The sequence below is a fragment of the Actinosynnema sp. NPDC004786 genome (assembly GCF_053601135.1).
Genome location: NZ_JBSGBG010000001.1, coordinates 104,952 through 119,196 on the forward strand (window position 1 = coordinate 104,952; position 14,245 = coordinate 119,196).

At 70.4% G+C, this 14,245-nt stretch carries 13 protein-coding genes; all 13 read right to left on the reverse strand.

The window, feature by feature from the left end; all coding sequences use genetic code 11:
* Complete coding sequence (locus ACWEFJ_RS00570) at positions 1-1,563, reverse strand: NADH-quinone oxidoreductase subunit M (protein WP_378087454.1); 1,563 nt, start codon at positions 1,561-1,563, stop codon at positions 1-3.
* A complete protein-coding gene (gene nuoL / locus ACWEFJ_RS00575; protein ID WP_378087456.1) occupies positions 1,560-3,494 on the reverse strand; it encodes an NADH-quinone oxidoreductase subunit L in 1,935 nt (644 codons plus the stop codon). Before nuoL ends, ACWEFJ_RS00570 begins: the two co-directional genes overlap by 4 nt.
* 10 nt (positions 3,495-3,504) lie before the next feature.
* The gene (gene nuoK / locus ACWEFJ_RS00580; RefSeq protein WP_053715303.1) at positions 3,505-3,804 is read right to left on the reverse strand and encodes an NADH-quinone oxidoreductase subunit NuoK; all 300 of its coding nucleotides are present in this window, start codon (positions 3,802-3,804) and stop codon (positions 3,505-3,507) included.
* Positions 3,801-4,643 carry an NADH-quinone oxidoreductase subunit J gene (locus ACWEFJ_RS00585; RefSeq protein ID WP_378087458.1) on the reverse strand — a complete coding sequence of 281 codons (843 nt, stop codon included), beginning with the start codon at positions 4,641-4,643 and terminating at the stop codon, positions 3,801-3,803. The genes nuoK and ACWEFJ_RS00585 overlap by 4 nt, the downstream gene beginning before the upstream one ends.
* Positions 4,640-5,206: an NADH-quinone oxidoreductase subunit NuoI gene (gene nuoI, locus ACWEFJ_RS00590; RefSeq protein ID WP_449712492.1), complete on the reverse strand. Its 567-nt coding sequence runs from the start codon at positions 5,204-5,206 to the stop codon at positions 4,640-4,642. Before nuoI ends, ACWEFJ_RS00585 begins: the two co-directional genes overlap by 4 nt.
* Positions 5,193-6,524 (reverse strand): NADH-quinone oxidoreductase subunit NuoH, encoded by a 1,332-nt coding sequence (nuoH, locus tag ACWEFJ_RS00595; protein WP_378087462.1) that lies wholly within the window; start codon positions 6,522-6,524, stop codon positions 5,193-5,195. The genes nuoI and nuoH overlap by 14 nt, the downstream gene beginning before the upstream one ends.
* The gene (locus tag ACWEFJ_RS00600) at positions 6,521-8,971 is read right to left on the reverse strand and encodes an NADH-quinone oxidoreductase subunit G (RefSeq protein WP_449712493.1); all 2,451 of its coding nucleotides are present in this window, start codon (positions 8,969-8,971) and stop codon (positions 6,521-6,523) included. The genes nuoH and ACWEFJ_RS00600 overlap by 4 nt, the downstream gene beginning before the upstream one ends.
* A complete protein-coding gene (gene nuoF / locus ACWEFJ_RS00605; protein WP_378087466.1) occupies positions 8,968-10,248 on the reverse strand; it encodes an NADH-quinone oxidoreductase subunit NuoF in 1,281 nt (426 codons plus the stop codon). The genes ACWEFJ_RS00600 and nuoF overlap by 4 nt, the downstream gene beginning before the upstream one ends.
* Positions 10,249-10,263: 15 nt before the next feature.
* Positions 10,264-11,049, reverse strand: coding sequence for an NADH-quinone oxidoreductase subunit NuoE (nuoE, locus tag ACWEFJ_RS00610; protein ID WP_378087468.1), 786 nt, complete (start codon positions 11,047-11,049; stop codon positions 10,264-10,266).
* Positions 11,046-12,449, reverse strand: coding sequence for an NADH-quinone oxidoreductase subunit D (locus tag ACWEFJ_RS00615; protein ID WP_449712494.1), 1,404 nt, complete (start codon positions 12,447-12,449; stop codon positions 11,046-11,048). Before ACWEFJ_RS00615 ends, nuoE begins: the two co-directional genes overlap by 4 nt.
* Entirely contained in the window at positions 12,446-13,144 is a 699-nt protein-coding gene (locus ACWEFJ_RS00620; protein ID WP_378087529.1) for an NADH-quinone oxidoreductase subunit C, read from the reverse strand. The genes ACWEFJ_RS00615 and ACWEFJ_RS00620 overlap by 4 nt, the downstream gene beginning before the upstream one ends.
* Positions 13,145-13,255: 111 nt before the next feature.
* Entirely contained in the window at positions 13,256-13,804 is a 549-nt protein-coding gene (locus ACWEFJ_RS00625) for a NuoB/complex I 20 kDa subunit family protein (protein WP_378087472.1), read from the reverse strand.
* A 14-nt stretch (positions 13,805-13,818) separates the two neighbouring features.
* The gene (locus tag ACWEFJ_RS00630) at positions 13,819-14,184 is read right to left on the reverse strand and encodes an NADH-quinone oxidoreductase subunit A (protein ID WP_033428518.1); all 366 of its coding nucleotides are present in this window, start codon (positions 14,182-14,184) and stop codon (positions 13,819-13,821) included.
* Positions 14,185-14,245: the final 61 nt, after the last annotated feature.

Here is a 14,245-nt window from a genome sequence, read left to right on the forward strand (position 1 = left end):
TCACTTGCCTTCCTGCGCGACCGGGTCGGCCACCCCGACCTCGCTGAGCGTCGCCCCGACGGACGGGGTGATCACGTCCAACACCGGCTTCGGGTAGAAGCCGAGCACCAAGATCAGCGCCACCAGCGGCGCGAGCACGGCCAGTTCGCGCTTGTTCAGGTCGGGCACGGCCGCCCGCTCCGGGTCGACCGCCGCGCCCGGACCGCCGACCGCGTCCAGCAGCGCCGTGCCGCGCACGGGGCCCTGGAACACCCGCTGGTACAGCCACAGGACGTACAGCGCGGCCAGGATCATGCCGACGGCGGCGAGCACGGTGTAGACCGGCTCGTTCGGGTAGGAGCCGATGAGCACCAGGAACTCGCTGACGAACGAGTTGGTGCCCGGCAGCGCCAGCGACGACAGACCGGCCACGAAGAACAGGCCGCCCAGCACCGGCGTCAGCTTCGCCATGCCGCCGTAGTCCTCGATCAGGCGCGACCCGCCGCGGGCCATCACCATGCCGACGACCAGGAACAGCATGCCGGTCGAGATGCCGTGGTTCACCATGTAGAGCACCGCGCCCGCGCCCGCCTGCGAGCTGAACGCGAAGATGCCCAGCGCGATGAACCCGAAGTGCGCGATCGAGGTGTAGGCCACGAACCGCTTCATGTCGGACTGGCCCACCGCGAGCAGCGAGCCGTACAGGATGCCGACCACGGCCAGGATCAGCACGAGCGGCGCGAGCTCCTGGCTGGCCGCCGGGAACAGCGGCAGGCAGTAGCGCAGGAAGCCGAACGTGCCGATCTTGTCCAGGATGCCGACCAGCAGCACGCCCGCGCCCACGGGCGCCTCGGCGCCGGCGTCGGGCAGCCAGGTGTGCAGCGGCACCAGCGGCGCCTTGATCGCGAACGCGACGAAGAAGCCGAGGAACAGCCAGATCTGCGTGGACAGCGGCAGGTCGCGGGTGACCGTGACCAGGGTGGCCCAGTCGAACGTGCCGGAGCCGAGCTTGTCCGCGCTCACCACGTACAGGCCGATCACCGAGGCCAGCATGATGAGGCCGCCGAGCAGCGAGTACAGGAAGAACTTCATCGCCGCGTACTGCCGGTTCGGCCCGCCGAAGCGGCCGATCAGGAAGTACATCGGGACCAGCACGGCCTCGAAGAACACGTAGAACAGGAACACGTCGGTGGCGGCGAAGACGCCGACCATGCCGGTCTGCATGACCAGCAGCAGGGAGAAGAACCCGCCCGCGCTGCGGCCCTCGGGCAGCTTGTCCGCCCACGAGCCGCCGATCACGACCGGCACCAGGAACGCGATCAGCGCGATCATCACCAGCGCGATGCCGTCCACGCCGAACGACAGGTGCACGCCGAAGGCGGGGATCCAGTCGGCCGAGCTGGTGAGCTGCAACCGCTCGCCGCCCGGGTCGAACGCCGTCCACGCCAGCACGGCCAGCAGCAGCTCCACCAGCGAGAACGCCAGCGCGACCGTCTTGGCCAACCGGTCGTTGCCCCGCAGGAACGCCACCACCAGGCCGCCGACGAGCGGCAGCAGGAGCAGCGCGATCAGCGTCCAGCTCACGAGAACCTCACCATCAGCAGCGCGCCCAGGACGAAGACCGCACCCAGGAGCATGGAGAGCGCGTACGAGCGCACGAACCCGGTCTGCAGCCTGCGCAGCCGGCCCGAGCTACCGCCCAGCAGCGCCGCCGACCCGTTCACCAGGCCGTCGACGCCCTTGTTGTCCACGAACACCAGCGCGCGGGTGAGCCAGGTGCCCGGCCGCGCGAACAGCGCCTCGTTGAGCGCGTTGCCGTACAGGTCGGCACGCGCGGCGCGGACCGGGAACGACACCCGCGCCGGCCGCTCCACCGGCTGCTCCCCGCGCAGGAAGAGCAGGAAGCCGAGCCCGGCGCCGAGCGCCGACAGGGCCAGCACCAGGACGTTGACCACGCCGTGGCCGAGCACGCCGTGCTGCTCCTGCAGCTCGCCCAGCGACGGGGTGAGCCAGCCGGCCAGGTTGTCGCCGGAGGAGAAGAACCAGCCGGCGCCGACCGAGCCGACCGCCAGCACGATCATCGGGACCGTCATGCTCAGCGGCGACTCGTGCGGGTGGTACTCGCGGCCGTCCGCCGAGCGCAGCTCGGTGTACCGGGGCTTGCCCAGGAACACCAGGACGAACAGGCGGGTCATGTAGAACGCGGTCAGGCCCGCGCCCAGGGCGGCCACGCCGCCGAAGACCCAGCCGCGCCACCCCTCCATGCTGAACGCCGCCGCGATGATGGCGTCCTTGGAGAAGTAGCCGGACAGGAACGGGAAGCCGATGAGGGCCAGGTAGCCGAGCGTCCAGGTGACGAAGGTGATCGGCATCTTCTTCATCAGCCCGCCCATGCGGCGGATGTTGCCCTCGTCGTTCATGCCGTGCATGACCGAACCGGCGCCGAGGAACAGCCCGGCCTTGAAGAAGCCGTGCGTGAGCAGGTGCATGATGCCCAGCGCGTAGCCGATCGGCCCGAGGCCGACGGCCAGGATCATGTAGCCGATCTGGCTGACCGTCGAGTAGGCCAGCACCTTCTTGAAGTCGTCGTAGGCGCAGCCGATGACGCACCCGATCAGCAGCGTGAACCCGCCGATGATCATCACGACCAGGCGGCCGTCGGCCGACAGGTTGTAGAGCGGGTTCGAGCGCGCGATCAGGTAGACGCCCGCGGTGACCATCGTGGCCGCGTGGATCAGGGCGGAGACCGGGGTGGGGCCCGCCATCGCGTCCGGCAACCACGCCTGGAGCGGGAACTGGCCCGACTTGCCGCACGCGCCGAGCAGCAGCAGCAACGTGATGGCCAGCACCTCGGCCGAGGACAGCTCGCCGACGCGGGCGAACACGTCGGCGTACTGGGTGGTGCCCAGCTCCTTGAACATGATGAAGATGGCGATCGCGAGGCCCAGGTCGCCGACCCGGTTCATCAGGAAAGCCTTCTTCGCGGCCGACGCCGCTTCCGGCTTGTACTGGTACCAGCCGATGAGCAGGTAGGACGCGAGACCCACGCCCTCCCAGCCGAAGTACAGCGTCACGAAGCCGTTGCCGAGCACCAGCAGCAGCATCGCGGCGACGAAGAGGTTCAGGTAGGCGAAGAACTTCCGCCGCCCGGCCTCGTGCGCCATGTAGCCGATCGAGTAGATGTGGATCAGCGACCCGACACCGGTGATCAGCAGCACGAACGTCAGCGACAGCGGGTCCAGGCGCAGGCCGAACTCCACGTTCAGCGCCGCGACCGGGATCCAGTCGAACAGGTGCACCTCGGTGGTGCGCGCCTCGGGCGCCAGCGCGACCGTGTCGAAGAACAGCGCGACCCCGTACGCGAACGCGGCGATCACGGTGGCGCAGCCCAGCAGGTGGCCCCACTTGTCGGTGCGCTTGCCGCCCACGAGCAGCACGAGCGCGCCGAAGGCCGGCAGGGCGAGCAACAACCAGGCGAGACTGCCGATCCCGCTGGCGGCAACAGGTTCCGTCACCGTGGACCTCTCAGTACTTCAGCAGGTTGGAGTCGTCGACCGAGGCCGAGCGACGCGTCTTGAAGATCGCCATGATGATCGTCAGACCGACCACGACCTCGGCCGCGGCGACGACCATCACGAAGAACGCCATCACCTGGCCGTCCAGCCCGCCGTTGATGCGGGCGAACGTGACCAGGCTGAGGTTCACCGCGTTGAGCATCAGCTCCACGCACATGAACACCACGATGGCGTTGCGCCGCACCAGAACGCCGACCGCGCCGAGGCTGAACAGCAGCGCGGACAGCAGCAGGTAGTACGTAGGGGTCACGACGACTCTCCCTTGAGCGCGCGCGCGTCGGGCTGGTGCCCGGTGCCGGACACCTCCGCGACATCGTCCTCGAGAGCTTCCCTCGCGGTCGTCTCGATCAGCTCGGACAGCGACTCGGGGGCGACCGAGCCGTCCGGCAGCAGGGCGGGCGTGGCCACCGAGTTGGCGGTGGCGAACACGCCGGGGCCGGGCAGCGAGCCGGGCCGGTCGCCGCGGAAGCGCTCCTCGACCAGCTGGCGCTGGGTCTTCTTGGCGTCCTTGCCGGTGCGCGAGGTGAAGGCGAGCACCATCGCGCCGACGGCCGCGGTGATCAGCAGCGCCGAGGTCAGCTCGAACGGGAACAGGTAGTCGGTGAACAACGCCTCGCCGATGTTGGCGACGTTGCCGCCGTTCTGCGTGTTCTGCTGGGCCAGGCCGACCGGCTCCACGTCGGTCAGCGCGCGGGCGACCGACGCGACCACCAGGCCCGCGAAGCCGACCCCGATGACCGCCGCGGCGAGCCGCTGGCCGCGCAGCACCTCGACCACCGAGTCCGAGCTGTCCCGGCCGACCAGCATCAGCACGAACAGGAACAGCATCATGATCGCGCCGGTGTAGACGATGATCTGCACGAAGCCGAGGAACGGCGCCTGCTGGACCATGTAGAGCACACCGAGGCTGAGCATGGTGAGCACCAGCCACAGCGCGGAGTGCACCGCGTTGCGCGCGAAGAGCATGCCCAGCGCGCCGGCCAGCGCCAGCGGGCCGAGGATCCAGAACGCGACCGCCTCGCCCGTGGTGACGGTGTCGACCACGCGCTGGACCTCGTCGGGCTGCTGGAGCAGGAACGTGAGGCTCACTTGCGTGCCTCCTCTGGCCCGGTCTCCACGGTCGCGCCCTCGGGCACGCCGGCCCGGCGCGCCAGCGTCGGCCCGTTCACGTAGTAGTCCTGCTCGTTCTCGCCCAACCGCATGGGGTGCGGCGGCTGCTCCATGCCGGCGAGCAGCGGGGCGAGCAGGTCCTCCTTGGTGAAGATCAGCTTCTGGCGGTCGTCGTCGGCCAGCTCGTACTCGTTGGTCATGGTGAGCGAGCGGGTCGGGCACGCCTCGATGCACAGGCCGCAGCCGATGCACCGCAGGTAGTTGATCTGGTAGTCCTTGCCGTAGCGCTCACCCGGGGAGTAGCGCTCCTCCTCGGTGTTGTCGCCGCCCTCGACGAAGATCGCGTCCGCCGGGCAGGCCCACGCGCACAGCTCGCAGCCCACGCACTTCTCCAGCCCGTCCGGGTGCCGGTTGAGCTGGTGGCGGCCGTGGAACCGCGGCGCGGTGACCTTCTTGACCTCGGGGTACTCCTCGGTGACGACCTTCTTGAACATCGTGCCGAAGGTGACGCCGAAGCCCTTGACGGGATCAAACACGCCCATCGCTGGCCTCCTTGTGTGAAGCTGCGGGTACCGCTGCCGGTTCCTGCGTCTCGTCGTCCGTGCCGGGCAGTTCCGCGACGCGCACCTGGCGGCGCGGCGGCGACTTCGGGACCTTCAGGTCCAGCGGCGGCACCGGGAAGCCGCCACCGGTGACCGGCACGGCGTCGGGGTCGTGCGGCTCGCGCTTGTCCGGCAGCAGGAACGCGATCAGCAGCACCACGACCAGGAAGCCGCCGATCACCATCAGCGCCGTGCCGGTGTCCAGGCCGCCGCCGGACTCCCACTCCTGGCGCAGGTAGCGGGCGAACGCCACCGCGACGAACCAGACCAGCGCGATCGGGACCAGGAACTTCCAGCCCAGGCGCATGAACTGGTCGTAGCGCAGGCGGGGCAGCGTGCCGCGCAGCCAGATGAACAGGAACAGGAAGGCCAGCGTCTTGATCACGAACCAGAGCAGGCCGAACCAGCCGCTGTTGAGGACGTGGTCGTCGCCGACGAACGGGAACCGCCAGCCGCCCAGGAACAGCGTGGTGGCGAGCGCCGAGACGGTGACCATGTTGACGTACTCGGCGAGGAAGAACAGCGCGAACTTCAGCGAGCTGTACTCGGTGTGGAAGCCGCCGACCAGCTCCGACTCGGCCTCGGGGAGGTCGAACGGGGCGCGGTTGGTCTCGCCGACCATCGAGCAGACGTAGATGAGGAAGCTGACCGGCAGCAGGTAGAAGAACCAACCACTGGCCTGCGCGTCCACGATGTCGGAGGTGGACAGCGAGTGCGAGTGCATGACGACCGCGATGATCGACAGGCCCATCGCGATCTCGTACGAGATCACCTGCGCGGCCGAGCGCAGCGCGCCCAGCAGCGGGTACGGCGAGCCGGACGCCCAGCCCGACAGCACGATGCCGTACACGCCGAGCGAGGAGCACGCCAGCACCACCAGCACGCCGACCGGCAGGTCCACGAGCTGGAGCGCGGTGCGCTCGCCGAAGATCGAGACCTCGCCGCCCAGCGGGATCACCGAGAAGGCGACGAACGCGGGGATGCAGGAGATCACCGGGGCCAGGAAGTACACCCACTTGTCGGCCAGGACCGGGCGGATGTCCTCCTTGAACGCGAGCTTCAGGCCGTCGGCGAGCGACTGGAGCCACCCGCCGGGGCCGACCCGGTTCGGCCCGGGGCGCTGCTGCATCCGGGCCACGACCTTGCGCTCCCAGTTGATCATGAACAGGGTCATGACCACGAGGAACGCGAAGATGCCGACGACCTTGACGATGATCAGCCAGAGCGGATCGTCGGCGAGAAGTTCTGCGGTGCTCATGCATTGCCTCCGCTAGAGACGGCCACCACGGACCCGTGGCCGGCGACGAGGTTGCGCCGCACCGTGACCGCGCCCGAGTTGCCGGGCAGCCACACGACGCCGTCGGGCAGGTCGGCCGCCTCGACCGGCAGCACCACCTCGCCCCGATCGGTGGAGACGGTGATCTCCCCACCGAGTTCGACACCCAGGTGCGCGGCCGTGGCGACGGACAGCTTGGCCACCACCGGGCGCGCGGTGCCCGCCAGGTTCGGCTCGTCGTCCTGCATCGAGCCGTTGTCCAGCAGCCGGCGCCAGGTCGCGAGGACCGCCTCGCCCTGCTTCGGCTGGGTGAGCAGGGGGGCGGGCACGGTCGGGGCCGCCACCCGGGCGGCGCCCGGGCCGAGCCGCGCGAAGTCGGCCGCGGCCGCCGCCGGGGTCTGCGTGAACAGGTCGGCGTCCATCTCGACGGCCAGCGTGTCCAGCACCCGGCCGTCCGGCAGCGCGCCGGTGCCCTCCAGCGTGGTGGCGAACGGGCGCGGGCGGCCCTCCCAGTTCAGGTAGCTGCCCGACTTCTCCACCGCGGGCGCGACCGGGAGCACCACGTCGGCGTGCGCGGTGACCGCGCTGTGCCGCAGCTCCAGGCTCACCACGAACCCGGCGGCCTCCAGCGCGCGCTCGGCGAGCGCCGGGTCCGGCAGGTCGAACGGGTCGACGCCGCCGACGACCAGCGCGTCCAGCCCGCCGCTCGCGGCGGCGGTCAGGATGCCGTCGGTGTCGCGGCCCGCCCGCGCGGGCAGCGCGCCCGCCTCGACGCCCCAGGCCCGCTCGACCTCGGCGCGGGCCGCCTCGTCGCCCACCAGGCGGCCGCCCGGCAGCAGCGTCGGCAGCAGGCCGGCCTCCAGCGCGCCCCGCTCGCCGGCGCGCCGCGGGATCCAGGCGACCTTCGCGCCGGTCCGCTCGGCCAGCGCGGCGACCGCGGAGAACAGGCCGGGCACCTCGGCGGCGCGCTCGCCGACCAGGATGACCGCGCCCGGCTTCGACAGGTCCTCGACCACGTCGGCCGCGTGCTCCGGCAGCGCGTTGAGCGCCGACGGCTCCTGGCCCGGCACGCAGGCCAGCAGGACGCCGTTGGTCTTCTCCACCGCGGGGGTCGTGTACTGGCCCAGGTGGAACACCTTCGTGCGGTTCTTGCGGGCCGCCTTGCGCAGCCGCAGGAACACGATCGGCGACTCCTCCTCGGGCTCGAACGCGACCAGCAGCGCGGCGGGCGCGGACTCGATGCCCGCGTACGTGACGCCGCCGTTGTCCGGGTTCGTGCCGAGGATCGCGCCGGTCAGGAACTCCAGCTCCTCGGCCGAGTGGGCGCGGGCGCGGAAGTCCACGTCGTTGGTGCGCAGCGCGATCCGGGCGAACTTCGAGTACGCGTAGGCGTCCTCGACGGTCAGCCGGCCGCCCGCGAGCACGCCGACGCCCTTGCCGTCACGCGCCTTCGCCAGGCCCTGGGCGGCGTGCTGGAGCGCCTCGGTCCAGGACGACTCCCGCAGCTCGCCGGTGGCCCGGTCGCGCACCAGCGGGCGGCGGATCCGGTCGGCGGCGGTGGCGTAGGTGAACGCGAAGCGACCCTTGTCGCAGGTCCACTCCTCGTTGACCTGCGGGTCGTCGCCCGCGAGCCGGCGCTGCACCTTGCCGCGCCGCCAGTCGGTGCGGGTCGCGCAGCCCGACGCGCAGTGCTCGCACACGCCCGGCGTGGACACCAGGTCGAACGGGCGGGCGCGGAACCGGTACGCGGCGCTGGTCAGCGCGCCCACCGGGCAGATCTGGATGGTGTTGCCGGAGAAGTAGGACTGGAACGGCTTCTCCTGCGCCACGCCGATCTGCTGCTGCGCGCCGCGCTCCAGCAGCTCGATGAACGGGTCGCCGGCGATCTGCGCCGAGAACCGCGTGCAGCGCTGGCACAGCACGCACCGCTCCCGGTCCAGCAGCACCTGCGTGGAGATCGGGATCGGCTTCGGGAACGTCCGCTTGTGCTCGTGGAACCGGGAGTCCGCGCGGCCGTGCGCCAGCGCCTGGTTCTGCAGCGGGCACTCGCCGCCCTTGTCGCAGATCGGGCAGTCCAGCGGGTGGTTGATGAGCAGCAGCTCCATCACGCCCTGCTGGGCCTTGTCCGCGACCGGCGAGGTGAGCTGGGTCTTGACCACCATGCCGTCGGCGACGGTCATGGTGCAGGACGCCTGCGGCTTCGGCATCGGCCGGCCGCCCATCTCCACCTCGACCAGGCACTGCCGGCAGGCGCCCGCGGGCTCCAGCAGCGGGTGGTCGCAGAAGCGCGGCACGACGATGCCCAGCCGCTCCGCGGTGCGGATCAGCAGCTCGCCCTTGGGCGCGACGACCTCCATGCCGTCGATGACGAGCTTCACGTGGCCCTCGGGCACCACCAGCTCGGCCTTCTGTTCAGGCGCGATCGTCATGCGCTTGCCCCCGCCAAGACCTGGGAGTTCTGGTCGCACAGAGCCAGGAACTCGTGCTTGAAGTACTTGATGCCGCTGGTGATCGGGCTGACCGCGCCGTCACCGAGGGCGCAGAACGAGCGGCCCAGGATGTTGTCGCAGACGTCCAGCAGCGTGTCGATGTCACTGGCCGTGCCCTCGCCGCGCACCATCCGCTGGAGGATCTGGACGAGCCAGTAGGTGCCCTCGCGGCACGGCGTGCACTTGCCGCAGGACTCGTGCTTGTAGAACTCGGTCCACTTCATGACCGCCCACGGCACGGACACCGTCTCGTTGAAGATCTGCAGCGCGGTGGTGCCCAGCATCGAGCCCGCCTCGGCCGCGCCCTCGAAGTCCAGCGGCACGTCCAGGTGCTCGGCGGTGAACAGCGGGGTGGACGAGCCGCCCGGCGTCCAGAACTTCAGCGGGATGCCGTCCTTCATGCCGCCCGCGAGGTCGAGCAGCTCGCGCAGCGTGATGCCCATCGGGGCCTCGTACTGGCCGGGGCGCTCCACGTGGCCGGAGAGCGAGAAGATCTTCGGCCCCGGCGAGCGCTCGCGGCCCATGCTGCGGAACCAGTCCGCGCCGCCGTTGACGATGTAGGGCACGCTGGCGATCGTCTCGACGTTGTTGACCACGGTCGGCGAGGCGTACAGGCCGGCGGTCGCCGGGAACGGCGGCTTGAGCCGGGGCTGGCCGCGCCTGCCCTCCAGCGAGTCCAGCAGCGCCGTCTCCTCGCCGCAGATGTACGCGCCCGCGCCCGCGTGCACGACCAGGTCGAGGTCGAAGCCCGAGCCGAGGATGTCCTTGCCCAGGTAGCCCGCCTCGTACGCCTCGCGCACGGCCGCGTGCAGCCGGCGGATCACGTGCAGCACCTCGCCGCGCACGTAGATCGCGGCGAAGTTCGCCCGGATCGCGTACGAGGTGATGATGATGCCCTCGATCAGCGAGTGCGGGTCCGCCATCATCAGCGGGATGTCCTTGCAGGTGCCCGGCTCGCCCTCGTCGGCGTTGATGACGAGGTAGTGCGGCTTGCCGTCGTTCTGCGGGATGAAGCCCCACTTCATGCCGGTGGGGAAGCCCGCGCCGCCACGACCGCGCAGCCCCGAGTCCTTGCACTGCTGGATCAGCTGGTCCGGGTGGGCCTTGAGCGCCTTGCGCAGCGCCGTGTAGCCCTCCAGCTGCTCGTAGGTCTTCAGCGTCCACGAGCGCGGCGACAGCCAGCGCTTCGTCAGGACGGGAGTCAGGTTGTCGACCACGTCAGCTCCCTCTACCTACTTCTTCTCCGGCAGCGGCGGGAACTCCGCGTGGTCCGGCATGGCCGGCGCGGTCCACCCGCGTTCCGCGGCGATCTTGGCCCCGCGCACGGTCTCCGGCGCGGCCGACGGGCCGTCCAGGTCCGCCTCCCGACCCTCGAAGAACCCGGCGAGCTGCAGCTCGGCCTGGCGGAAGTCGGTCAGCGGCGCGCCCCGGGTCGGGTGCGGCTTCTCCCCCGCCTGCAGGGACTTCACCAGCTCCAGCGCGCCGTCCGGCGTCTGGTTGTCGAAGTACTCGTAGTTGACCTGGAGCACCGGGCCGAGGTCGCACGCCGCCAGGCACTCGGCGTGCTCCAGCGTGATCGAGCCCGGCGCGCCCGGCTCGCCCGCGGTCTCCTCGTGACCCACGCCGAGGTGGTCCTTGAGCTTGGCGTAGATCGCGTCACCGCCGAGCGCGGCGCACAGCGTGTTCGTGCAGACGCTCACCAGGTGCTCGCCGCACGGGCGGCGCTTGTACATGGTGTAGAACGTCGCGACCGCGCTGACCTCGGCGTTGGTGAGGTCGAGCTGGTCGGCGCAGAACGTGATGCCCGCCTGGCTGACGTAGCCCTCCACCGACTGCACCAGGTGCAGCATCGGCAGCAGGGCCGAGCGCGCCACCGGGTAGCGCGCGATGATCGCCTGCGCCTTGTCCACGATCGACTGGTCGAACACGCCGGTGTCGACCGGGTTCTCGGTCACCAGCCGCTGCGTCTCGACGGGGTCCAGCGGCGAGGCCGCGTAGACCTCTTCGGAAGTGCTCATCGGTCACAACCACCCATCACCGGGTCGATAGAGGCCACCGACGCGATGACGTCGGCGACCATGCCGCCCTCGCACATCGCGGGCATCGACTGGAGGTTCACGAAGCTGGGTTCGCGCACGTGCACGCGCATCGGCCGGGTGCCGCCGTCGGAGACGATGTGGTAGCCCAGCTCGCCGCGCGGCGACTCGATCGGGACGTACACCTGGCCCGCCGGCACCGCGAAGCCCTCGGTCACCAGCTTGAAGTGGTGGATGAGGGACTCCATGGACTGGCCCATGATCTTGCGCACGTGCTCCAGCGAGTTGCCCATGCCGTCCGCGCCGATGGTCAGCTGCGCAGGCCACGCGATCTTGGCGTCCTCGACCATGACCGGACCCGGCGTCAGGTTGTCCACCGCCTGCCGGACGATCCGCAGCGACTGGTGGATCTCCTCCAGGCGCAGCCGGTAGCGGGCGAACGAGTCGGCCTCGTTCGACGTGGGCACGTCGAACTCGTAGTTCTCGTAACCGCTGTAGGGCTCGACCTTGCGCAGGTCCCACGGCAGGCCCGCGGAGCGCAGGATCGGACCGGTGATGCCGAGCGCGAGGCACGCGTCCACCGGCAGGTAGCCGATGCCCGCGAGGCGGTTGCGCCAGATCGGCTGGCCGGTGAGCAGCTTGTCGTAGTCGGGCAGCCGGGAGTCCATCACCTTGATGAAGTCCTTGATCCGCTGCTCCGCGCCCTCGGGCAGGTCCTGCGCCAGGCCGCCGGGCCGGATGAACGCGTGGTTCATCCGCAGGCCGGTCAGGAACTCCAGCAGGTGCAGGACCTCTTCGCGCTCGCGGAAGCCCGCGGTCATGCCGGTCAGCGCGCCCAGCTCCATGCCGCCGGTGGCCAGGGCCACCAGGTGCGAGCTGATCCGGTTCAGCTCCATGAGCAGCACGCGGACCGTCTGCGCCCGCTGCGGCACGGTGACGCCGAGCAGCTTCTCGACCGCCATGCAGTACGCGGCCTCGTTGTGCAGCGGGGCCAGGTAGTCCATGCGCGTCACGAACGTGACGCCCTGGGTCCAGTTGCGGTACTCGACGTTCTTCTCGATGCCGGTGTGCAGGTAGCCGATGACGCTGCGGGCCTGGGTGACCGTCTCGCCCTCCAGCTCCAGCACCAGGCGCAGCACGCCGTGCGTGGAGGGGTGCTGCGGGCCCAGGTTCATGACGATGCGCTCGTCACCCGCGGCCTCGGCCAGCACCTCGTCCCAGTCGCCGCCGGTCACGGTGTAGACCGTGCCCTCGGTCGTCTCGCGGGAGCCCGCGTACGCGTCGGGGTTCGACGTGGTGCGGGTGGCGTCGTGGGAGTCGCTGTCCCGACCCGGGTCGCTCGTGTCGGTGCCCGTGGTCACGTCGGAAAGTCGCTCGGTCATGAGTAGGACCGCCTCTGGTCTGGCGGGGGGATCTCCGCGCCCTTGTACTCCACCGGGATGCCGCCGAGCGGGTAGTCCTTGCGCTGCGGGTGGCCGTCCCAGTCGTCCGGCATGAGGATCCGGGTGAGCCCCGGGTGGCCGTCGTAGACGATGCCGAACATGTCCCAGGCTTCGCGCTCCTGCCAGTCGGCGGTCGGGTAGACCGCGACCACGCTGGGGATGTGCGCGTCGTCCACGTCGACCGCGACCTCCAGCCGGATGCGCCGGCGGTAGGTCATCGACGTCAGGTGGTACACCGAGTGCAACCGCTGCGGCGCGTCCGGGCCGTAGTCGACCCCGGACACCGAGCTGCACAGCTCGAACCGCAGCGCCGGGTCGTCGCGCAGGATGCGCGCCACGTCCACCAGGTGCTCCCGGCGCAGGTAGAAGGTGATCTCGCCGCGGTCGACGGTGATCTGCTGGACCGTGTCGGAGGGCAGGCCCCGCTCCCGGATGGCGGCCAGCAGCTCGTCGGCGACCTCGTCGAACCAGCCGCCGTAGGGCCGCTCGGAGGGCGCGGCGACGTGGGCGGGCAGCCGCAGGCCGCCGAAGCCGGAGGTGTCGCCGCTGCCGGAGATGCCGAACATGCCCTTGCGCGCCCGGCCCGCGACCACGCCGCCGCGCGCGAGGTACTCCTCGTGCTCGGCCTCGTTCATGCTCGCCGAGCTGAGCGCCTCGTCGTTGCCCGGGGTGTCGGCCCCGGGGGTCTTGGCGACCTCGCCGCGGGCGTTGTTGTCTCCAGCTCCGGTCTCATTTGGCATTGCCGCTCACTTCTTCGCAAAGCGCTCGGAGGACGGGATGAGGTCGGTCCGGTGGCCCGACTCGGCCAGCAGCGCGGCCCGGTTCGGCCCGAGCGGTTCGTCCATGATCTTCGCGTGGATCTTGAGGATCGCGTCGATCAGCATCTCCGGCCGCGGCGGGCAGCCGGGCAGGTACATGTCGACCGGCACGACGTGGTCCACGCCCTGCACGACCGCGTAGTTGTTGAACATGCCGCCGCTGGAGGCGCACACGCCCATGGCGAGCACCCAGCGGGGCTCGGGCATCTGGTCGTAGATCTGCCGCAGCACCGGCGCCATCTTGTTGGTCACCCGGCCCGCGACGATCATCAGGTCGGCCTGGCGGGGCGAGGCGCGGAAGACCTCCATGCCGAACCGCGCGAGGTCGTAGCGCGGGCCGCCGGTGGTCATCATCTCGATCGCGCAGCAGGCCAGGCCGAAGGTGGCGGGCCACAGCGAGGACTTGCGGGTCCAGTTGACCAGCTTCTCCACGCTGGCGAGCAGGATGCCGTTCGGGAGCTTCTCTTCGAGACCCACTTCGCTTCTCCCCCTCAGTTCCAGTCCAGGCCGCCGCGACGCCACACGTAGGCGTACGCGAAGCCGACCGTCGCGACGAACAGGGCGATCTCCACCAGGCCGAACAGGCCGAGCCGGTCCGCGGACACCGCGAAGGGGTAGAGGAACACCATTTCGATGTCGAACAGGATGAACAGCATCGCCGTGAGGTAGTAGGCGACCGGCATGCGGCCACCGCCCACCACCGGTTGCGGCGACGGCTCGATGCCGCACTCGTAGGCGTCGAGCTTCGCGCGGTTGTAGCGGCGGGGACCGATGTACGGCGCGGCCGTCACCGAGAACAGCGCGAAGGCCGCGGCGAGGGCGAACATCAATACGAGGGGGAGGTAAGGGTCCAGCACTCTCCGTCGTCCTTTCCTCGCTGTCGCGGTGGTGGTGCACCGCCGACCGTTGCGCACCCTA

Coding starts and splice junctions, on each gene's coding strand:
- ACWEFJ_RS00615 (WP_449712494.1), bottom strand. CDS start 12,449: ATGACCGAGCGACTTTCCGACGTGACCACGGGCACCGACACGAGCGAC.
- nuoI (WP_449712492.1), bottom strand. CDS start 5,206: ATGGGCGTGTTTGATCCCGTCAAGGGCTTCGGCGTCACCTTCGGCACG.
- ACWEFJ_RS00600 (WP_449712493.1), bottom strand. CDS start 8,971: ATGACGATCGCGCCTGAACAGAAGGCCGAGCTGGTGGTGCCCGAGGGC.
- ACWEFJ_RS00620 (WP_378087529.1), bottom strand. CDS start 13,144: ATGAACGAGGCCGAGCACGAGGAGTACCTCGCGCGCGGCGGCGTGGTC.
- nuoH (WP_378087462.1), bottom strand. CDS start 6,524: ATGAGCACCGCAGAACTTCTCGCCGACGATCCGCTCTGGCTGATCATC.
- nuoE (WP_378087468.1), bottom strand. CDS start 11,049: ATGAGCACTTCCGAAGAGGTCTACGCGGCCTCGCCGCTGGACCCCGTC.